At 41.3% G+C, this 20090-nt stretch carries 21 protein-coding genes; 17 read left to right on the plus strand and 4 right to left on the minus strand.

Going from position 1 to position 20090, the window contains the following annotated elements; all coding sequences use genetic code 11:
* Positions 1-129: 129 nt before the first annotated feature.
* Positions 130-387, minus strand: coding sequence for a DUF2627 family protein (locus IC619_RS10625; RefSeq protein ID WP_249669822.1), 258 nt, complete (start codon positions 385-387; stop codon positions 130-132).
* Positions 388-538: 151 nt separating this feature from the next.
* On the opposite strand from IC619_RS10625, the gene IC619_RS10630 reads away from it, so the two are divergent.
* The 9 genes from IC619_RS10630 (at position 539) to lipB (ending at position 11753) form a co-directional block, all read left to right on the plus strand.
* Positions 539-2593: a sigma-54 interaction domain-containing protein gene (locus tag IC619_RS10630; RefSeq protein ID WP_191139780.1), complete on the plus strand. Its 2055-nt coding sequence runs from the start codon at positions 539-541 to the stop codon at positions 2591-2593.
* 413 nt (positions 2594-3006) lie between these two features.
* Entirely contained in the window at positions 3007-3921 is a 915-nt protein-coding gene (gene yqiS / locus IC619_RS10635; RefSeq protein ID WP_191139810.1) for a phosphate butyryltransferase, read from the plus strand.
* Between the two features lie 16 nt (positions 3922-3937).
* Positions 3938-5035, plus strand: coding sequence for a Glu/Leu/Phe/Val family dehydrogenase (locus tag IC619_RS10640; protein WP_191139779.1), 1098 nt, complete (start codon positions 3938-3940; stop codon positions 5033-5035).
* Positions 5036-5056: 21 nt separating this feature from the next.
* Entirely contained in the window at positions 5057-6178 is a 1122-nt protein-coding gene (gene buk / locus IC619_RS10645; protein WP_191139778.1) for a butyrate kinase, read from the plus strand.
* A gap of 82 nt (positions 6179-6260) precedes the next feature.
* The gene (lpdA, locus tag IC619_RS10650; protein ID WP_191139777.1) at positions 6261-7685 is read left to right on the plus strand and encodes a dihydrolipoyl dehydrogenase; all 1425 of its coding nucleotides are present in this window, start codon (positions 6261-6263) and stop codon (positions 7683-7685) included.
* Between the two features lie 18 nt (positions 7686-7703).
* Complete coding sequence (locus IC619_RS10655; protein ID WP_191139776.1) at positions 7704-8696, plus strand: thiamine pyrophosphate-dependent dehydrogenase E1 component subunit alpha; 993 nt, start codon at positions 7704-7706, stop codon at positions 8694-8696.
* Between the two features lie 15 nt (positions 8697-8711).
* A complete protein-coding gene (locus IC619_RS10660) occupies positions 8712-9695 on the plus strand; it encodes an alpha-ketoacid dehydrogenase subunit beta (protein ID WP_191139775.1) in 984 nt (327 codons plus the stop codon).
* Between the two features lie 25 nt (positions 9696-9720).
* The gene (locus IC619_RS10665) at positions 9721-10971 is read left to right on the plus strand and encodes a dihydrolipoamide acetyltransferase family protein (protein ID WP_191139774.1); all 1251 of its coding nucleotides are present in this window, start codon (positions 9721-9723) and stop codon (positions 10969-10971) included.
* Between the two features lie 137 nt (positions 10972-11108).
* A complete protein-coding gene (gene lipB / locus IC619_RS10670; protein ID WP_191139773.1) occupies positions 11109-11753 on the plus strand; it encodes a lipoyl(octanoyl) transferase LipB in 645 nt (214 codons plus the stop codon).
* A 491-nt stretch (positions 11754-12244) separates the two neighbouring features.
* On the opposite strand, the gene IC619_RS10675 is transcribed toward lipB, so the two are convergent.
* Together IC619_RS10675 and prli42 are read right to left on the minus strand one after the other, a co-directional pair.
* Entirely contained in the window at positions 12245-12424 is a 180-nt protein-coding gene (locus tag IC619_RS10675) for a hypothetical protein (protein WP_191139772.1), read from the minus strand.
* A 91-nt stretch (positions 12425-12515) separates the two neighbouring features.
* Positions 12516-12608 (minus strand): stressosome-associated protein Prli42, encoded by a 93-nt coding sequence (gene prli42 / locus IC619_RS10680; protein ID WP_191139771.1) that lies wholly within the window; start codon positions 12606-12608, stop codon positions 12516-12518.
* Positions 12609-12761: 153 nt separating this feature from the next.
* On the opposite strand from prli42, the gene IC619_RS10685 reads away from it, so the two are divergent.
* Genes IC619_RS10685 through IC619_RS10710 form a run of 6 tightly spaced genes read left to right on the plus strand, consistent with a single transcriptional unit; the run spans position 12762 to position 18472 of the window.
* Positions 12762-14414 carry an acyl-CoA mutase large subunit family protein gene (locus tag IC619_RS10685; RefSeq protein WP_191139770.1) on the plus strand — a complete coding sequence of 551 codons (1653 nt, stop codon included), beginning with the start codon at positions 12762-12764 and terminating at the stop codon, positions 14412-14414.
* A gap of 15 nt (positions 14415-14429) precedes the next feature.
* Positions 14430-14861 carry a cobalamin B12-binding domain-containing protein gene (locus IC619_RS10690; RefSeq protein WP_191139769.1) on the plus strand — a complete coding sequence of 144 codons (432 nt, stop codon included), beginning with the start codon at positions 14430-14432 and terminating at the stop codon, positions 14859-14861.
* Positions 14839-15261: a methylmalonyl-CoA epimerase gene (gene mce, locus IC619_RS10695; protein ID WP_191139768.1), complete on the plus strand. Its 423-nt coding sequence runs from the start codon at positions 14839-14841 to the stop codon at positions 15259-15261. The genes IC619_RS10690 and mce overlap by 23 nt, the downstream gene beginning before the upstream one ends.
* A gap of 12 nt (positions 15262-15273) precedes the next feature.
* Entirely contained in the window at positions 15274-16815 is a 1542-nt protein-coding gene (locus IC619_RS10700; protein ID WP_191139809.1) for an acyl-CoA carboxylase subunit beta, read from the plus strand.
* A gap of 16 nt (positions 16816-16831) precedes the next feature.
* Positions 16832-17320, plus strand: a complete 489-nt coding sequence (locus tag IC619_RS10705) for a DinB family protein (protein WP_191139767.1) — start codon at positions 16832-16834, stop codon at positions 17318-17320.
* A 24-nt stretch (positions 17321-17344) separates the two neighbouring features.
* Positions 17345-18472 carry a M20/M25/M40 family metallo-hydrolase gene (locus IC619_RS10710; protein ID WP_191139766.1) on the plus strand — a complete coding sequence of 376 codons (1128 nt, stop codon included), beginning with the start codon at positions 17345-17347 and terminating at the stop codon, positions 18470-18472.
* Between the two features lie 20 nt (positions 18473-18492).
* On the opposite strand, the gene mciZ is transcribed toward IC619_RS10710, so the two are convergent.
* Entirely contained in the window at positions 18493-18657 is a 165-nt protein-coding gene (gene mciZ, locus IC619_RS17345; protein ID WP_191139808.1) for a Z-ring formation inhibitor MciZ, read from the minus strand.
* A 108-nt stretch (positions 18658-18765) separates the two neighbouring features.
* Here mciZ and IC619_RS10720 point away from each other — a divergent pair, with 108 nt between their 5' ends.
* The gene (locus IC619_RS10720) at positions 18766-19299 is read left to right on the plus strand and encodes an NUDIX hydrolase (RefSeq protein ID WP_191139765.1); all 534 of its coding nucleotides are present in this window, start codon (positions 18766-18768) and stop codon (positions 19297-19299) included.
* A 111-nt stretch (positions 19300-19410) separates the two neighbouring features.
* On the plus strand, positions 19411-20055 hold the full coding sequence (gene spoIIM, locus IC619_RS10725; RefSeq protein ID WP_191139764.1) for a stage II sporulation protein M: 645 nt from the start codon (positions 19411-19413) through the stop codon (positions 20053-20055).
* Positions 20056-20090: the final 35 nt, after the last annotated feature.

A 20090-nucleotide genomic window follows, 5' to 3' on the forward strand; every position in this document is an offset into this window, starting at 1 on the left:
GATGTACACCTCTGTCGAGATTAGGATATCGTATCACTTAGTTTATCCCGATTCGACTTACAGATGTATCGTATCTAACAGGAGAATCGATTAAAGAAACCACTAGGAGAATGAGACTCGTAGTGGTTTTTATTTTTCCTCTTTTTTTCGCAGTAGTTTGGGTTGTATTTTATTTCTTTTTTTGTCATGACGAAAAATAAAGCCACCGATGATTGCGATTCCCAATAGAAATAAAATGAGGCCAATGCTAAAGCGGAAGACTAAAAAAGTACCTAAACTTGCAGAATCAAATAAAACATCACGCATCAAGGTCCAACCATATATGGCGATAACGCCAGGAATACACATGATAAAGATGGCTAGGATGCGTTGGTATATCATCTTCATCAGCTGAAAACCGCCTTTCTTTCCTATAATAGTACAGGAATAGCGCCTAGGATGCTAGTCATTGCTGATTTCAATTATGAAGGATATTTGAAATTACTGCTAGCTACTCAGATTATGTTAAGATAAGAGCCAGATAAAGGAGTGAATTTCAATGCAAAAGTTTCTGATTATAGGTGGCGGAAAAGGGGGAAGGGCCATTTTAGCGACGCTATCCAGTGTGGAGTTCGTAAGTGTAATCGGCATTGTAGATGTTCGTGATGATGCCCCTGCCGTGATTGAAGCGAAGGCATTGGGAATTCAGACGGGGCATGATATGGAGCCTTTTCTTAAATATAGACCAGATGTCATTTTAGAAGTTACAGGTGACCCGGCTATATATCCCGCACTTTTACAGCGAAATTTAGTCGGTACGATGATTATTTCTGGTGATGTGGCTAAGCTGATGGTACGTTTAATTCACGAAAAAGAAAGATGGTTTCGTGCTTGGTTTGGTAGGCAACAAGAGCTTGAAGCCATCCTAAATTCTACACATGATGGGATGATTGCTGTTAATAAACAAGGCAATATTACCTTGTTTAATCGAGCCGCTGAAAAAATTGTTGGATTAAAAGGGGATGAAGTAGTAGGCAAACCAGTAGTGAACACCATTTCTAATACACGCCTTCATTATATATTAGAAAAGGGTTTACCAGAGTTAAATCGGATGCAAACCCTTTCTTCAGGAACTGAAATTATGAGCAATCGTGTACCTGTCAGAAATGAAAAAGGAGAAGTGGTTGGTGCTGTTGCTGTATTTCGTGATGTGAGTGAATTGAAAGATTTAAATAAGCAGGTTACGGATCTAGAAAGTGTAAAAATGATGCTACAAGCCATTATTAATTCTTCTGATGATGCGATATCAGTAGTGGATGAAAATGGGTTAGGAATGCTTATTAATCCCGCTTATACCAGGCTTACGGGTTTAGAACCGATTGATGTAATTGGTAAACCGGCAGAAACGGACATATCTGAAGGAGAAAGTATGCATATGCGTGTATTACAATCTCAAAAACCGGTTAGAGGAGTTCGACTCAAAGTAGGTCCATATCGAAAAGAAGTTGTTGTCAATGTTGCGCCTATTATGAATGGGGATCAGTTAAAAGGAAGTGTGGGTATTTTACATGATGTGACGGAATTGACACAGTTGAATCGTGATCTAGAGCGAGCGCGTCGGATCATCCGTACATTAGAGGCGAAGTATACATTTGATGATATTATGGGAAGTAGTGAAGCGATGTATGTGGCACAGGAACAAGCGAGACAAGCTGCCAAAACAAGAGCAACGGTTCTATTAAGGGGAGAATCTGGAACGGGTAAAGAATTGTTTGCACATAGCATACACCATGCGAGTGATCGTAAGTATAATCAATTTGTTCGTGTGAATTGTGCAGCACTATCGGAAACGCTGTTAGAGAGTGAATTGTTTGGGTATGAGGAAGGTGCGTTTACTGGTGCCAAAAAAGGAGGGAAGACTGGATTATTTGAAGAAGCGAGCGGCGGCACGCTATTTTTGGATGAAATTGGCGAGTTGGCGCCTAGTACACAAGCGAAGTTGTTACGTGTTCTACAGGAAAAAGAAGTGATTCGGGTTGGGGGAACCAAAGCGATTCCAGTTGATGTCAGGGTAATTGCTGCGACGCATGTTCAATTAGAACATGCGATTCAAACGAAACGCTTTCGTGAAGATTTATACTATCGCTTAAATGTTCTCCCGATTCAAATTCCGCCATTACGTATGCATAAAGAGGATTTGTCTGAACTTGCGTTACACCTGATAAAAAAAATTAATCAGGAGTATGGTAGATACGTAGAAGTGATCGATGAAAAAGCACTTGAACAGTTGCGGCAGTATGATTGGCCGGGTAATGTACGAGAATTAGAAAATGTATTGGGACGTGCTATGATCAATATGGGCTTTCATGATAAAGTGATTATGTCCACACATCTGCCCGTTTTACATGCTGTATCTTCAAAGCAAGATGAACAAGATATTGTTGCTGAGGGGAGTGAAGTGATATCTTTAAAAGAAGCACTACATAAGTATGAGAAAAGTTATGTGCAAAAGATCTTTGAGCAGTGTGGTCATAATAAGACAGAAACGGCTAAACGACTAGGAGTCTCTATCCGTAGTCTATATTACAAATTAGAGAAGTATGAACTACTGTAGTCTAGCGACTTGCAATTTATTGCAGGTTTTAGCAAAATAATGCTTGCAATAAATTGCAAGAGCAAAAACTTGCGCGCTTGTTTTCCGATAAACACAGGTGGTTGATGTTGGCATGCAATTTGCTTATATTGTATGGTGACTGACGACTTCGTGTAAAATATTTCTAAACAGTAGTGCTGATTAGCCAAAATGAGGAAGTGTATTTTGAGCAGAAATGCCTACCCACCGGAACGTAGCTAGGTCAAACTCTGAAGGAAGAAGCAGACAACTTGTCTGACCGAAAGGGAGTTCTGGTGGAGCGGGTTGGCCAAAGTGCAAGCAGAGCCAAATACACACGCTTCGGAAGATCTTATTCTTAGTAAATAGGTGACGCGCTATCAGAAGTTGAGTCAGTAAATGAGGTGTAATCATTGATAAAAACATTTGATGAAGTATTAGAGAAAGCTGGTTCAAAATCCCCGATTACAGTTGCAGTAGCTGCAGCGGCAGATCGTGAAGTATTGGAGGCGGTTTCACTTGCTTTACAAAAGGGAATTGCCAAGTTCTTGTTAATTGGTGATGAGCGTGAAATTGGTCAACTAGGAGAAGAACTTAACCTTCCACAAACGGGTGTTTCAGTTATTCATGCTGAAAACATTCCAGATGCCTGCTCTCGTGCAGTTGCAGCGGTCAATAAGCGAGAAGCGGATGTCGTCATGAAAGGTATGGTTCAAACCGCTGATTTTTTACGCGCGATCTTAAATAAAGAGAACGGGTTGCGTATTGGAAAACAAGTGTTAAGCCACGTTGCCGTTTTTGAAGTTCCTGGATATGATCGACTGATTCATGTGACAGATGCTGCCTTAAATGTGGCACCTTCATTGCCTGAAAAAGCCCAGATCTGTCAAAACGTCATTCGTTTCTGCCATTCACTTGAAAATGTGGAGCCCCGCATTGGTGTGTTGGGTGCGGTTGAAGTCGTAAATCCGAATATGCCACCAACACTAGATGCGGCTGCACTTACCCAAATGAATCGACGTGGGCAGATTAAAGGAGCTATTGTTGACGGACCATTTGCGCTCGATAATGCGATTTCAGTAGAAGCGGCTAAACATAAAGGGATTGAGAGCCCAGTAGCAGGTCAGTCAGATGTTTTGTTTGTCCCTGATATTGAAGCTGGAAATATCTTATATAAATCACTCGTTTATTTTGCTAACAGTAAAATAGGCGCTTTAGTTCTTGGGGCCAAAAGCCCAATTGTGCTTACTTCACGTTCTGATTCCAGTGAAGCAAAACTATATTCAATTGCGCTAGCTGTTTTACAAGCTGATAACCAAAAGCGTCCTTAATTAAGGGGGAGTTATAATGATTATTTTTGACTACATGGAAAAGTATGATTACGAACAATTGGTCATGTGCCAAGATAAAAACTCAGGTTTAAAAGCGATTATTGCCATTCATGATACTACTCTAGGTCCAGCTTTAGGTGGTACACGGATGTGGACGTATAAATCAGAAGAAGAGGCGATTGAAGATGCGCTTCGATTAGCAAAAGGAATGACTTATAAAAATGCCGCATCTGGATTAAATCTAGGTGGTGGAAAAACGGTAATCATCGGCGATCCACAAAAAGATAAAAACGAAGAGATGTTCCGTGCTTTTGGTCGTTTTATTCAAGGGCTAAATGGACGTTATATTACAGCAGAAGATGTGGGGACTACGGTTGAAGATATGGATCTTATCCACCAAGAAACTAAATATGTAACAGGTGTTTCACCTGAGTTTGGTTCCAGTGGGAATCCGTCACCTGTAACTGCATTTGGTGTATACCGCGGTATGAAAGCAGCAGCTATGATGGCTTTCGGTGAGGATTCACTTAAAGGCAAAACGATTGCGGTACAAGGTGTGGGGAATGTTGCTTATAGCTTATGTAAACATCTTCATGAAGAGGGTGCTAAGCTCATTGTGACGGATATTAATGAAGAGAATATGAAACGAGCAGTAGATGAATTTGGTGCAGAAACCGTGCATCCGGATAAAATTTATGATGTGGCATGTGATATTTTTGCCCCGTGTGCCTTAGGAGCAGTTATCAATGATGACACGATTAATCGACTCAGTTGTAAAGTCGTGGCAGGAGCTGCGAACAACCAATTAAAAGAATCTCGTCATGGCGATTTATTAGCAGAAAAAGGAATCTATTATGCACCTGATTATGTGATTAACGCGGGTGGTGTAATTAATGTAGCGGATGAGTTAATCGGATATAATCGTGATCGCGCGCTCAAGAAAGTGGAAGGGATTTACGATAATATTATGAAAGTATTTGCGATAGCTGAACGTGATGGCATTGCGAGTTACCAAGCAGCGAACCGTTTAGCTGAAGAGCGAATTGAAACGATGCGTCGCTCACGTAGTATGTTTTTACAAAGTGAGCGCAACTTATTAAATATCCGCTCGTAATCGAAAGTTTGTGAAAAAGAAATGGAGTGTTTAAACGTGCATGAACCGATTCGGGTTCTGACGATAAACCCAGGGTCGACATCTACAAAAATCGGTGTCTTTGATGATGAAAAAATGATTCTGGAAGAAACATTACGTCATGATCCACATGAACTAGCTCAATTTGTTGATCTATATGAACAATACCCATTCCGAAAACAGGTCATACTAGATACACTCGATCGTGAAGGAATAAACTTAACACGTCTTAACGTGGTCGTTGCAAGAGGTGGTTTGTTGAAGCCGATTCCCGGTGGGACTTATCAGGTCAATCCGGAAATGGTTGCTGATTTAAAAGAAGGGAAATATGGCTTACATGCTTCTAATCTCGGTGCCATTATTGCACAAGAAATTGCTGATCAATTACACATTCATGCTTATATTGTCGATCCAGTGGTTGTTGATGAATTACAGCCACTAGCACGTGTTTCCGGTGTGCCTGATATTGAACGAAGAAGCATATTCCATGCTTTGAATCAGAAAGCAGTCGCACGCCGTGTGGCGCACCAAAATGAGAAAAAATATGAAGAGATGAATCTCATTGTTGCGCATATGGGTGGCGGGATTACAGTGGGAGCACACCATCTAGGCCGAGTGATAGATGTAAATAATGGACTACACGGTGAAGGCCCATTCTCACCTGAACGAGCAGGAACCATTCCAGTGGGTGATTTGGTTGCACTCAGTTTTTCTGGAAAATATTTTGCAAGTGAAATCATGCGCATGATCGTAGGTCGTGGTGGTTTGATGGGCTACCTGGGAACTTCAGATGCGCGTGTGGTTGAACAAGAGATCGAAAACGGGAACGAAAAAGCGAAATTAGTATATGAAGCCATGGCTTATCAAGTAGCTAAAGAAATCGGTTCTTGCGCCACCGTTTTGTATGGTCAAGTAGATGCTATTATTTTAACCGGTGGATTAGCATACGGATCATTGTTTACCCAAATGATTAAAGAGCGTATCCAATGGATTGGCCCTGTTCATATTGTAGCAGGTGAGAATGAACTACAAGCTTTAGCTGAAGGTGGATTACGGGTATCACGTGGTGAAGAAGAAGCATTAACCTATCCACCTGTTCACTCTACCCATTACCAACATGCATAGCTGACATACGTGTTCGGCTTTCACAGCATGTATATGAGAGCCGAATGCGTTTTATCATAACGGATCAGAGGAGAGGATTAGGTTGACAGAGAACTATGATTTAGTAGTCCTTGGAGCAGGACCAGGGGGTTACGTAGCGGCTGTACGTGCGTCGCAACTAGGATTAAAAGTTGCAGTAGTGGAGAAAGAAAAACTAGGAGGTGTATGTCTACATAAAGGTTGTATCCCTAGTAAAACCTTACTGCGCAGTGCTGAACTGTATCAAAATATGAAAAGTAGTACTGAATTTGGTATTGAAACAAACGATGTTGAACTTAAGATGCCACTCGTGCAAAAGCGAAAAAATAAAATTGTAAGTCAACTGGAAAAAGGCGTACAGGGGCTTCTGAAAAAAAATAAGGTAGATGTCTATCATGGTACGGGTAGAATTTTAGGGCCTTCTATATTTTCTCCACAACCCGGTACGATTGCGGTAGAAAAAGCAGATGGTAGTGAACCGGATATGTTGATTCCAAAATTTGTTCTGATTGCAACGGGATCACGTCCACGCACCTTACCTGGCCTTACTATTGATGGAACGCATATCCTTCATTCAGATCATGCACTACAGATGGAAGAGCTCCCAAATGAAATGGTGATCGTAGGTGGGGGTGTGATTGGAATCGAGTGGGCCTCGATGTTGAGTGACTTTGGTGTTTCCGTAACCGTTATCGAGTATGCAGAACGAATTCTTCCGTTCGAAGATGCTGATGTTAGTAAAGAGATGACACGTATCTTAAAGAAACGAAAAGTAAAAGTGCTGACATCGAGTAAAGTATTAGCCGATCGTATAAAGACATCAGAGAAAGGTGTAACACTCTCTGTAGAAAAAAATGGAGAGACGGTCGAGCTATCTACCGATCGGGTACTCGTTTCGGTAGGGCGCGATGCGAATATTGACGATATTGGTTTAAATAATACATCCATTAAGGTGGAAAACGGTGTCATCCAAACAAATGGTTATATGCAGACGGAAGAAGAGCACATTTATGCTATTGGTGATGTAGTGGGTGGTTATCAACTGGCTCATGTTGCTTCCCATGAGGGTATTTTAGCTGTTGAGCATATGGCAGAAAAGGAAGTACAACCGATTGAAGCGAAACATATTCCCCGTTGCACTTATAGTCGTCCAGAAATAGGGAGTATTGGCTTAACAGAAGAAGAAGCTAAGAAAGAAGGATACACGATCAAAGTTGGAAAGACAGCTTTCCGTGCTGCTGGTAAATCGTTGGTTTTTGGTGAGCCTGATGGGTTTATTAAAATCATATCTGATGAAAAAACTGATGATATTTTAGGGGTACATATCATTGGGGCCCACGCTACGGATCTCATATCGGAAGCGGGTCTTGCAACGGTATTAGATGCAACGGCTTGGGAAGTTGCGAATGTGATTCATCCACATCCAACGCTTTCCGAAGTATATGGTGAGGCAGCTACAGCAGTAGATGGAAAAGCCATTCATGGCTAACAAGAGGAGGAATAGTAGATGAGTGAAAAAAGACATGGACAACTCGGTCTGTCTGATGAACAAGCGTTATCGATGTATCGCTACATGTTGTTGGCACGTAAAATCGATGAACGGATGTGGCTGTTAAATCGTGCGGGGAAAATTCCGTTTGTCATTTCATGTCAAGGCCAAGAAGCGATCCAGGTGGGAAGCACATTTGCACTTGATCGAGAAAAAGATTGGCTTTGTCCCTATTATCGTGATTTAGGAATGGTTTTAGTATTTGGACAAAATGCAAAAGATCAGATGCTATCCGCATTTGCGAAGGCAGAAGAACCGAATAGCGGTGGCAGACAAATGCCAGGTCACTATGGGGATCATCGCTATCGCATTTTAACGGGTTCATCTCCTGTAACGACCCAAGTTTTACATGCTGTAGGCATCGCTTATGCTGGCAAACTGGAACAGAAAGATCACGTCGTTTTAACCTCATGTGGAGAAGGTTCAAGTAATCAAGGAGATTTTCATGAAGCATGTAACTTTGCTGGTGTGCACAACTTACCTGTTATATTTTTAGTTGAAAATAACCAATATGCCATTTCGGTACCCATTTCTAAGCAAGTTGCAGGTGGAGATATTTATAAACGTGCTGATGGCTACGGTTTCCCTGGTATTAAAGTAGATGGCAACGACCCATTAGCCGTATATGAGGCGATGAAAACGGCTGTAGAACGAGCACGTAATGGAGAAGGACCTACATTGATTGAAGCGGTTTCCTATCGATTAGTACCCCATTCTAGTGATGACGACGATCGTAGTTATCGTACGCGTGATGAGGTAGATGAAGCGAAAAAGAAAGATTCACTTGTAAGTTACCGGGAGTATTTAATCGCGCAAGGTTTATTGACGGATGACGTGGAGGAACGCATGAATAAAGAAGTAGCACAAGAAGTGGATGAGGCTACTGAGTATGCGGAACAAGCACCTTATCCTGAAACGAGCGAAACGTATACACATGTATATGCAGAATAAAGAGGAGGGGAAAATATGCCTGTCATTTCATATATCGATGCGGTAACGCTCGCTTTAAAAGAAGAAATGAAGCGTGATGAACGCGTATTTGTACTAGGAGAAGATGTTGGAGTTCGTGGAGGTGTGTTCCGTACGACAGCGGGACTACACGAAGAATTTGGAGAAGATCGCGTCTTAGATACTCCTTTAACGGAATCGGCTATTGCGGGTGTTGCGATCGGGGCAGCTGCTTACGGCATGAGACCTGTAGCTGAAATGCAATTTGCAGATTTTATCATGCCTGCTTTTAATCAAATTGTTAGTGAAGCGGCGAAAATCCGTTATCGTTCGAATGGAACATTTTCGGCACCGCTCGTGATTCGTGCTCCATATGGTGGGGGTGTTCATGGCGCCCTCTATCACTCTCAAAGTGTAGAAAAATTATTCACTGGTGTACCGGGCCTTAAAATTGTTATGCCATCAACCCCATATGATGTCAAAGGGTTACTAAAAGCGGCCATTCGTGATGAGGATCCTGTTTTGTTTTTTGAGCATAAACGTTGCTATCGCTTAATTAAAGGAGAAGTTCCAGTAGAAGATTACACACTTCCGATCGGAAAGGCAGATGTAAAGCGTGAAGGGACTGATGTTACCGTCATCTCATACGGATTAACTTTACATTTTGCCTTGCAAGCTGCTGAAGAGTTAGATAAAGAAGGAATCAGCGTGCATGTACTAGATCTTAGAACGCTGGTTCCGCTCGACAAAGAAGCGATTTTAGAAGCAACAGCTAAAACAGGCAAAGTCCTTGTCATTCATGAAGATAATCAAACAGGTGGATTTGGTGGGGAAGTTGCTTCGGTGATTGCTGAGGAAGCATTCTTTGAACTGGATGCACCGATCAAACGTTTATGTGGGCCAGATGTACCGGCTATGCCTTACAGTCCACCACTTGAAAAAGAGTTTATGCTTAACAAAGAGAAAGTAACAACAGCTATTCGAGAATTAGCAGCATTTTAATGAAGTTTTAGAGGAGGTAAATGACATGGCAACTGATATTAAGATGCCACAGCTGGGTGAGAGCGTTACAGAGGGGACGATTGCTAAATGGCTTAAGCAACCGGGAGACCCCATTGCAAAATATGAACCCATCTGTGAAGTAGCAACAGACAAAGTAAATGCAGAAGTTCCTTCAACGATTGATGGGACGATGACCGAGATTATTGCGGGTGAAGGGGAAACGATTGAGGTAGGTCAATTGATTTGCCGAATTGCACAAGCAGGAGAAGAAACCGCGCCTGTAAAAGAAGCTACATCTGAAGAAGCACCATCAGCTGTGCAAGAAGATGAGAAAAAAGATGAACCAACTATGAAAAATCGCTATTCGCCAGCTGTACTACGCTTATCACAGGAAAATGACATTGACTTGACTCAGGTGGATGGTACAGGTGCAGGTGGTCGAATTACGCGTAAAGATATCTTAGCTGTGATTGAAAAAGGTGGAACACCTACAAAAACTGAGGCTTCAACTCCTGCACCACCTTCACTAAAAGCAGAAGAAACGATTCCAAAGCCGGTCGCTCGTACGATTGAATCTGAAAACGGTGATGAGCACATAGCAGTTGCTGGCGTACGTCGTACCATTGCTGAACGGATGGTACAAAGTAAGCATGAAGCGCCACATGCGTGGATGATGGTCGAGGCAGATGTGACGGGTTTAGTAGAACTTCGAAATCAGCATAAATCTTCCTTTAAGCAAAAAGAAGGTGTCAATTTAACTTTCTTGCCGTTCTTTATCAAAGCTGTTGTCGATTCGATCAAAGAATTTCCACATTTGAACTCAGTGTGGGCGGGGGATCAAATTATTCTCAAAAAGCGGATTAACATTTCTATTGCCGTAGCTACTGAAGATGCACTTTTTGTTCCAGTGATTCATGATGCAGATGAAAAGAGTATTCTAGGTCTAGCAAAATCCGTACATCAGCTGGCTGAAAAAACCAGACAAGGCAAGTTAGAAATAAAAGATATGCAGGGTGGAACATTTACAGTGAATAACACGGGCTCATTTGGCTCTGTTGCTTCTGCCCCTATTATTAATCAACCCCAAGCTGCGATTCTCTCTTTTGAATCGATCGTGAAGAAACCGGTCGTGAAAGATAATATGATTGCTGTAAGAGATATGATGAATCTATGTATGTCACTTGATCATCGCATTTTAGACGGATTGATGGCAGGGCGCTTCTTACAGCGGGTAAAAGAAAGATTAGAAGCTTATCAAAGGGATTCATCTTTTTAAAGAGAGGAACCCGTTTTAGTCAAAGCTGAAACATCGGGGAATCAGGTGGCGACTCTACTCCACCTGAACCCATCTCAAAAGATAAAAAAAGCGTGTGAACTTGGATTCACATGCTTTTTAGATTGGAGTGAGTCGACATGTTTGATGTGCAGAAACTGGGGCTTACAGATTATCGCAAAGCATGGGAATTGCAAAAAGAACTGATTCACAAGGTTGATCAAGGTGATATACCTGATCAATTCGTGTTGCTTGAACACCCTCACACACTTACTTGTGGGCGAGGAAGTCATCAGGAAAATCTGCTATTATCAGTGGATGAATATCAAGCAAATGGGATTGAAGTCATTGATATTGACCGCGGTGGAGATGTTACCTATCATGGGCCCGGTCAACTCGTCGGATATCCGATTTTTAAGCTATATGACGCCAAAAAAGGGGCCCATGGCTATCTAAGAGATTTAGAAGAAGTCATTATAGAAACGATTGCAAAATGGGGAATAAAAGGAGCGCGTCGTACCCCTTACACAGGTGTATGGGTTGGCGATCGAAAAATCGCAGCCATAGGCGTAAAGTTTAATCATGGTCGATATCATCAAGGATATATTACCAGTCATGGTTGTGCTTTAAATGTGAATACAGATTTATCCTATTTTAATATGATCGTACCTTGTGGAATTAAAGAATACGGTGTCACATCCATGCAGGAGATTTTAGGTGAAGCCGTAGAGATGGAAGATGTAATCAATGAACTGACTCGGCAAGCATTCACAAAATTTGCGTAGTGAGTCACCAGATCGATGAGATCGTGCATATATATTAAGTAATATTCAAATGAAAAAAGGCATCTCCTATGGCAAGATAGGAAATGCCCCGAATGAAAATATGCTTAGCAAAAACAAGTACCAGCTGCAAAACCTAGAATGAAGATCGCGATAATCACCAGAAACATTAATAAGCACTGACGCCAACTGTTACCAGAACCGCCACAACCCACCATATTCTGTTCCCCCTTAAATTGGATTTAAGAACCGTAAGCGGTACCACCTGCAAATTTTAGGATAAAGATGGCAAGGATGACTATGAAGTATAGTAAACATGATGACCAGCTGTTATTTCCACAGCTGCTCAATCCAAGTCCTCCTTTGCTCTTGAATCACTACTCTATATAACTTATGAATCTTTGCGCATTCTGGTAGAGCGAATATCATATGAACAAGCATACAAAAAACCGTAAGGAAGTAAATCTTCCCTACGGTTTTTTTGTAAAATAAGATTAAGCAGAAATCCCGATAATGGCATCGTAAAGTGCTAAAACGGCAACAATACCTACACTTAGTGTTAAAGCACCACCAAGAATAAATCCTGCTGTATTCCCAGTCCGCTTATTGTAAAGCGTTCCCATTACGCTTAAAATGGATATCGTAACTAATACAAAAACCATTAAGTATTCCATTTTTCTTCCACCTGCTTTCTCTCAAGCATCTAACTTTGTCTTCTTTAGTATAAATCAAAAAACAAATACGATCCGTTACAATCCGTGAAGATTATAGTAAAAATTGAGCACCGGCAGCTAGTGTAGAAATGACTAGCGTAAAAATAACAAGATATACGATCGCTTTCACCCAACGTGGACTCAAATCTAACTCACCTCAAGTTTGTATTTTAACGAATTCTACTCCCGATGTCTATGTTCTTTTAAACGATTTTTTGAATAATGCAGTCATAAGTGAGGAATTTTTGTTATATTAACAATGAAAGCGTTTGATTTAAAGGAAGAGGTGCAAAACATCATGTCGAATCCATCTTGGCAAAAACGGAAACAACATTGGCTGCAAAAAACAGAAGAGTTTGTACAAAAAACACCCGAACGTAAAGAACGATTTCAGACATTATCTGGTATTGAAGTGGACCGGCTGTATACCCCTACAGAAGTAACAGAAGAAATATCTACTAAAATTGGCTTGCCCGGAGAGTATCCGTACACACGCGGTATACGTCCTACGATGTATCGAAATCGGTTTTGGACCATGCGTCAATATGCTGGGTTTGGTTCTGCTACAGAGACGAATAAACGATTTCGCTATTTACTCGAACAAGGTCAGACTGGATTATCTGTAGCTTTTGATTTACCTACTCAGATTGGATACGATTCTGACGATGCCATGTCAGCTGGCGAAGTGGGTAAAGTGGGGGTAGCCATTGATACATTAGAAGATATGGAAAATTTATTACGAGGGATTCCTCTCGATCAAGTGAGTACCTCGATGACGATAAATGCACCTGCATCGATTTTGCTTGCGATGTATATTGCGGTAGCAGAGAAACAAGGAGTAGAAAAAGAGGCGATTCGTGGCACCATTCAAAATGATATTTTGAAAGAATATATTGCCCGCGGCACATATATCTTTCCGCCGACGCCTTCGATGCGTTTAATCACCGACATTTTTGCATATTGTCAGCAACATGTTCCCAATTTTAATACGATTAGCATTAGTGGCTATCATATTCGTGAGGCGGGCTCAACTGCGGTCCAGGAAGTTGCATTTACTTTAGCAAATGGTATCGCATATGTTCAAGCAGCTATGGATAAAGGTTTGGATGTTGATCAGTTTGCCCCCCGGCTATCTTTCTTTTTTAATGCTCATAATCACTTCTTTGAAGAAATCGCAAAATTTAGAGCAGCTCGTCGTATCTGGGCAAAGGTGATGAAAGAGAGATTTCGGGCTAAAAAGGAACGATCTCATCAACTTCGTTTTCATACGCAAACGGGCGGATCAACTTTAACTGCACAACAACCGGATAACAACATTGTAAGGGTCACATTACAAGCGATGGCGGCTGTTTTAGGTGGTACACAAAGTTTGCATACGAATGCGCGTGATGAAGCATTAGCACTACCTACTGAAGAGTCGGCGCGTATCGCTTTACGTACGCAACAAATCATTGCGCATGAAAGTGGGGTGACAGATACGGTTGACCCATTAGGAGGATCCTACTATGTGGAAAGTTTGACCGATCAAATCGAGGCAGAAGCATTAGCTTACATTCAAAAAATAGATGAATTAGGTGGTGCTGTAGGAGCAGTAGAGCAGGGCTATATGCAACGAGAAATTCAGCGAACAGCATTGGAAACACAGCGTAAAATTGAAAGTGAAGAAGAGATTGTGGTGGGTCTTAATAAATTTCGTTTAGCGCATGAGAAAGAGCCTGATTTAATGAAAATCGATAGCGCATTAGCAGAACGTCAAATCAAACAACTTCATGCAATCAGACAGAGGCGTAATCAGCAAGATGTGAATCAGAAATTAAGTGCTTTGAAACAAGCAGCACAAGGTTCCGAAAACCTCATGCCTTTTATTTTGGAAGCTGTAAAAAGCTATGCAACTGTAGGAGAGATTAGTCATAGTTTGCGGGATATATTTGGTGAATACCGTATTATTTAATAGAGGAGCGTTTACATGTTACCTATTCGTGTACTAGTTGCAAAGCCTGGTCTTGACGGACATGATCGTGGAGCATTAATTATTGCGCAAGCATTACGTGATGAAGGAATGGAAGTAATCTATACAGGGCTTAGACAATCGCCTGCTCAAATCGTAGCCACTGCTATTCAAGAAGATGTTGAAGTGATTGGTCTGTCTTGCTTATCGGGTGCTCACAATGATTTATTTCCAGAAGTGATGCGTTTATTAAAAGCGCAAGGTGTAAATGATATGATCGTAGTAGGTGGAGGTGTGATCCCTCAATCGGATATTCCTTTTCTAAAAGAGCATGGAATCGCTGCTATATTTACTCCCGGTACAACAACGAAAGAAACAGCCGATTTTATTCGTGTAGCAGTGAAAAAACTTAGAGAGGAGCCCATAAATGAGTCAGATTCAAAAAATTAGTCATATTGGAATTGCAGTAAAAAATCTTAATGATGCCATTAATTGGTATACAAATGTGCTGGGTCTGCCGTTAGAAGGGATAGAAGAAGTTGAAAGTGAGCGGGTTCGGGCCGCTTTTCTCAAAATAGGAGAAAGCCGTATTGAGTTATTGGAACCGATGACCGAAGAGAGTGTCATTGCTCATTTTATAAATAAGCAAGGTGAAGGGATACACCATATTGCATTTGAAGTAATGGATTTAAAAATGAGATTAAGCGACTTGGAACAGAAAGGGGTTAGGTTGATCCATACTGAACCTAAACAAGGAGCCCATCACATGGATATTGCCTTCTTGCATCCAAAATCAACTGGCGGCGTCTTACTCGAATTGTGTCAACCACAAGCAGATGGGAAGGAGTAGATCAATGTGAATATGTATGCAAAGCTGAATCAATATTATGATAAAAAAAGTAAAATTGAAGATGGAGGTGGTTCTGACAAAATCAAAGCGCAGCACCATAAAGGAAAATTAACAGCGCGCGAACGTATTGATCTCTTGCTCGATTCGGGCTCATTTGTAGAACTTAATGCGTTTGTAGAGCATCGCGCTACCCATTTTGGAATGGATGAAGTAGAGGCCCCTGGTGAAGGTGTTATCACCGGCTATGGAAAGGTTCATGGTCGTCTTGTTTATGTGTTTGCTCAAGATTTTACCGTTTTTGGTGGTGCACTAGGTGAAATGCATGCACTAAAAATTGCACGCATAATGGATTTGGCTGCGAAGAATGGAGCACCTATGATTGGGCTAAACGATTCAGGAGGAGCACGTATCCAAGAAGGTGTCGCTTCACTAGATGGTTATGGTCATGTTTTTTACCGTAATAGTATTTATTCAGGTGTTATTCCCCAAATTTCGGTCATCATGGGGCCATGTGCAGGTGGAGCAGTATATTCTCCGGCGATCACTGATTTTGTCTTCATGGTAGAAAAAACAAGTCAAATGTTTATTACAGGTCCGAAAGTGATCGAAACGGTAACCAAAGAAAAAATATCTGCTGAGGACTTAGGTGGTGCTCACGTTCATGCTTCAAAAAGTGGGAATGCCCATTTTATTGCAGAGAGTGAACCGCTCATATTGGAAGAAGTGCGACGCCTTCTTCAGTTTCTACCCCAAAATCATACGGAAAAACCACCTGTTGTATTTTCTGCTCAGTCAAGTGATTGGATGGAAGAGTTGGCAGAAGTTGTCCCTGAAGAAGCAACGAAAGTATATGATGTACGTCAACTTCTCCATCTCATTGTTGATGAGGGGGATTTTATGGAGGTACATCCTCACTTTGCACGAAACATTGTGGTTGGATTTGGACGTGTTGAAGGGCACGCTGTCGGGTTTGTTGCCAATCAACCTAAAATGATGGCAGGTAGCCTAGATATCGATTCCTCAGATAAGTTAAGTCGCTTTATTCGTTTTTGTGACTGCTTTAATATTCCGATCGTCACCTTTGTAGATGTAACGGGCTTTTTTCCAGGTGTAAATCAAGAACATGGTGGTATTATTCGTCATGGCGCCAAAATTTTATATGCCTATTCAGAAGCAACCGTGCCCAAAATCACAGTTATTACAAGAAAAGCATTTGGAGGGGCTTATGTCGCACTAAATAGTAAATCGATTGGAGCCGATTTAGTGTATGCATGGCCTAGTGCAGAAGTGGCAGTAATGGGTGCAGAAGGTGCTGCGAATATTATTTTTAACCGTGAAATTCAAAATAGTGAAGATCCAGAAGAAATGCGAAAGAAAAAAATTGAAAACTATAAAGATAAATTTTCTAATCCGTATGTAGCGGCATCTTACGGTATGGTTGATGATATCATTGACCCACGTGAGACGAGACAAAAGTTAGCGGCCGGATTGGAAATGCTTCGCAATAAACAAGAAGTTCGTCCAGCTAAAAAGCATGGCAACATCCCTTTATAAAATGGAGGTTACAGAGATGACTCAGCATGTACAAGCGGCACTCATTCGATCTCTAACAGGAGAGGGTGCGCATGTGGATAGCAGAGATGCTTTATTAGCCCTCTCACCTGAGCTTGCAGGCAGACCTATCGAGGGGAATGCGTTCACGATTTTTCAAATCACAGATCATATGATATACTGGCAAGAATATTGGGCGAAGTGGATGGAAGGCGAGGCCCCTCCCTTACCAAAAAGGGCTATTGATAGCTTTTCAACCCAAGTTGCACCTTCTGATCAAACAGAGTGGGACAACCTAGTTGACACCTTTCATCAGGGGGTAAAACGAGCAATCGCCTATGCAAATTCAAAGTCCTTATTTGAGCCGATTCCACAAAAACCTAAATATACATATTATGAGTTTTTACAATGGACTGCCACGCATAATAGCTACCATTTGGGGCAAATCGTTGTACTACGACGAATGTTAGACGCCTGGCCTTCGCCTAGCGGTGGAGAAACCTGGTAGGTGAATACTTATGGGGGAATGAAAATGGTAAATGAAAAACGTATTTTAGAAGAGTTTATCGAACTCGTTAAAACGGATAGTGAAACGAAAGAAGAGCGTATCATTGCAGACTTGTTAACGCATAAATTGCGTGCGCTTGGGTTTGATGTAATCGAAGATGACTCGGCTGAAATTACAGGGCATGGTGCGGGTAATCTAATTGCGACTTTACCTGGCACATTGCTGGAAGCGCCTACAATATATTTCACTTGTCACATGGACACCGTTACACCTGGTAAGGGGATTAAACCATCCATTCAAGATGGGTACATCGTGTCTGATGGTACGACGATATTAGGTAGTGATGATAAAGCTGGTTTAGCTGCACTTTTTGAAGCAATTAAGATTATTAAAGAAGAAAATATTGCGCACGGCACGCTTCAACTGGTGATTACAGCGGGTGAGGAGTCTGGTTTAATGGGAGCACGTCAATTAAAACGAGAATTGATTGAAGCTTCTTTTGGCTTTGCCCTTGACTCAAATGGACCAGTTGGAGAAATTATTACATCAGCTCCGTCCCAAGTGAAATTACTTGCTACCATACATGGCAAAGCTGCTCATGCGGGGGTAAACCCCGAAGATGGGATTAGTGCTATCCAGGTTGCGAGCCGTGCCATCTCTAAAATGCCGTTAGGGCGTATCGATGAAGAGACAACGGCTAACATCGGTCGTTTTGAAGGTGGAACTGCTACCAATGTCGTGACAGAACGTGTGGAGATTTTAGCAGAAGCACGTAGTCGTAATCCGGAGAAGTTAAATAAGCAAGTAGATGCGATGAAAAAGGCTTTCCAAGATGCAGCTCAAGCATATGGTGCACGCATTGATGTGGAAACGAACGTTTTATATCCAGGATATCATTTTAACGAAGAAGACCAGGTCGTACAAATTGCGATAGAAGCGGTTAAGAAAACAGGAAGAACACCACAGATTGGTTCAAGTGGTGGTGGTAGTGATGCAAATGTGATTGCGGGTCTCGGGATTCCAACTGTTAACATGGGCATCGGGTATGAATTTATTCACACAACGAAAGAACGTATGCCACTGGCTGAATTATATAAAGCGGCTGAATTAACCGTATCTTTGATTCGTGAATCTGCTCATATCAAAGGATAATGAAGAGAAAGGCTCTGCCATTATTTATCGTAGAGCCTTATTCGATTCTGTGATCGAAGTGTTTCCTTTTGTGTAAACGCTCTTACATCGCAATTTCGGTTTGCAATTGCTTTTAGAAATGCGCGAATCTGCCAAGCTTTTCCGTGTAGATAAAAGGAATTGGATTCGAAGTGCTTTTTGATCAGATCATCTCCTGTTCTCTTGCTATCATGTTCCTATTCATCCATCACTTTACTTATGTTTACACATATTGCATATTGATATACCTAAAATACGGCGAGGAGACGATACATATGAACAAATTTGAAGAAAAAACCATTACCACTGAATCCATCTATTCTGGAAAAGTGGTACACCTCCAAATAGATGAAGTGTTGCTACCCAACGGAAAAAAGTCGAAGCGTGAAATTGTAAAGCATCCAGGTGCCGTAGGAGTTGTAGCGATTACAGAGGAACAAAAAATTTTACTCGTACGTCAATTTCGTAAGGCCTTGGAAAAAACCATTTTAGAGATACCTGCGGGTAAGTTAGAGCCAGGAGAAGATCCCGCAACTTGTGCGATCCGTGAACTAGAAGAAGAGACCGGCTATTGTGCAATGCATGTTAGACCGATCGCATCATTCTACACTTCTCCTGGTTTTGCCGATGAATTGCTATACGTATATCAAGCAGAACAACTTACGCTTGGACAGCAACACACAGACGATGATGAGTTTGTGGAAGTGGTCTCTCTTACTCTGGATGAGTGTTTTGCTTCTATCCAAAAGGGTGAAATATGTGATGCTAAAACAGTTTTAGCGATTTATCATTGGCAGTTACTAAAGTAGCATCGTAACACGACGATTCATATCGTGTTACTCATTTTTTTGTTAAGAATACTTCTAATCTCTCATCTCTATTCATAGATTAGATGGTGAGATGAGAGAGGAGACTGGAACATGCTTAAGAAAAAAAGTTGGAGCAGTGATATTCAAAGCCATATCGAACAGCAAAAATCATTATATATATTTATCACTGTTTTATTTATGGTTGGTGTTGCGTTTGGCGCGATTATCGTAAACACACTTGATCCCACTCAGAAAGAAGGGTTACTTAAATATTTAGGACATTTTTTTCAGGGTATAAATTCTGATTTCATAGCAGATCCCTTAGTAGCCTTTCAACATTCAATTGGCGATCATTTAAAAACCATTGGGTTGCTCTGGATTTTAGGTATTTCAGTAATCGGTATCCCTATATTACTCTTATTTGTATTCTTAAAAGGTCTGATGATTGGATTTACGGTAGGGTTTCTCGTAAGCGAATTATCTTGGAAAGGGTTATGGTTTGCTTTTGTGGCTGTAGTCCCACAAAATTTGCTTGTGATTCCAGTGTTGATTATTGTAGTGGTATCGGGAATACAGTTTTCAACTACATTAGTCAGAAATCGATTACTTAACCATCGTGGGGTCATCTATCCGCAGTTTGTGACCTTTTCTATTCTCGTTTCATGTATGGCTGTTATTTTGTTGATGGCTTCCCTGTTTGAGGCTTATATATCACCAGAATTAATGAAACATGCAATTCCAACCATTAAATTATAATGATTATTAGATTAAAAATAATCTTGCTATGTTTG

This window comes from Polycladospora coralii, from assembly GCF_014773435.2.
GTDB classification, from domain to species: domain Bacteria; phylum Bacillota; class Bacilli; order Thermoactinomycetales; family Thermoactinomycetaceae; genus Polycladospora; species Polycladospora coralii.

Coding starts and splice junctions, on each gene's coding strand:
- IC619_RS10625 (WP_249669822.1), bottom strand. CDS start 387: ATGAAGATGATATACCAACGCATCCTAGCCATCTTTATCATGTGTATT.
- IC619_RS10630 (WP_191139780.1), top strand. CDS start 539: ATGCAAAAGTTTCTGATTATAGGTGGCGGAAAAGGGGGAAGGGCCATT.
- IC619_RS10640 (WP_191139779.1), top strand. CDS start 3,938: ATGATTATTTTTGACTACATGGAAAAGTATGATTACGAACAATTGGTC.
- buk (WP_191139778.1), top strand. CDS start 5,057: ATGGAGTGTTTAAACGTGCATGAACCGATTCGGGTTCTGACGATAAAC.
- IC619_RS10655 (WP_191139776.1), top strand. CDS start 7,704: ATGAGTGAAAAAAGACATGGACAACTCGGTCTGTCTGATGAACAAGCG.
- IC619_RS10660 (WP_191139775.1), top strand. CDS start 8,712: ATGCCTGTCATTTCATATATCGATGCGGTAACGCTCGCTTTAAAAGAA.
- IC619_RS10665 (WP_191139774.1), top strand. CDS start 9,721: ATGGCAACTGATATTAAGATGCCACAGCTGGGTGAGAGCGTTACAGAG.
- lipB (WP_191139773.1), top strand. CDS start 11,109: ATGTTTGATGTGCAGAAACTGGGGCTTACAGATTATCGCAAAGCATGG.
- IC619_RS10675 (WP_191139772.1), bottom strand. CDS start 12,424: ATGGAATACTTAATGGTTTTTGTATTAGTTACGATATCCATTTTAAGC.
- IC619_RS10685 (WP_191139770.1), top strand. CDS start 12,762: ATGTCGAATCCATCTTGGCAAAAACGGAAACAACATTGGCTGCAAAAA.
- IC619_RS10690 (WP_191139769.1), top strand. CDS start 14,430: ATGTTACCTATTCGTGTACTAGTTGCAAAGCCTGGTCTTGACGGACAT.
- mce (WP_191139768.1), top strand. CDS start 14,839: ATGAGTCAGATTCAAAAAATTAGTCATATTGGAATTGCAGTAAAAAAT.
- IC619_RS10700 (WP_191139809.1), top strand. CDS start 15,274: ATGTATGCAAAGCTGAATCAATATTATGATAAAAAAAGTAAAATTGAA.
- IC619_RS10705 (WP_191139767.1), top strand. CDS start 16,832: ATGACTCAGCATGTACAAGCGGCACTCATTCGATCTCTAACAGGAGAG.
- IC619_RS10710 (WP_191139766.1), top strand. CDS start 17,345: ATGGTAAATGAAAAACGTATTTTAGAAGAGTTTATCGAACTCGTTAAA.
- IC619_RS10720 (WP_191139765.1), top strand. CDS start 18,766: ATGAACAAATTTGAAGAAAAAACCATTACCACTGAATCCATCTATTCT.
- spoIIM (WP_191139764.1), top strand. CDS start 19,411: ATGCTTAAGAAAAAAAGTTGGAGCAGTGATATTCAAAGCCATATCGAA.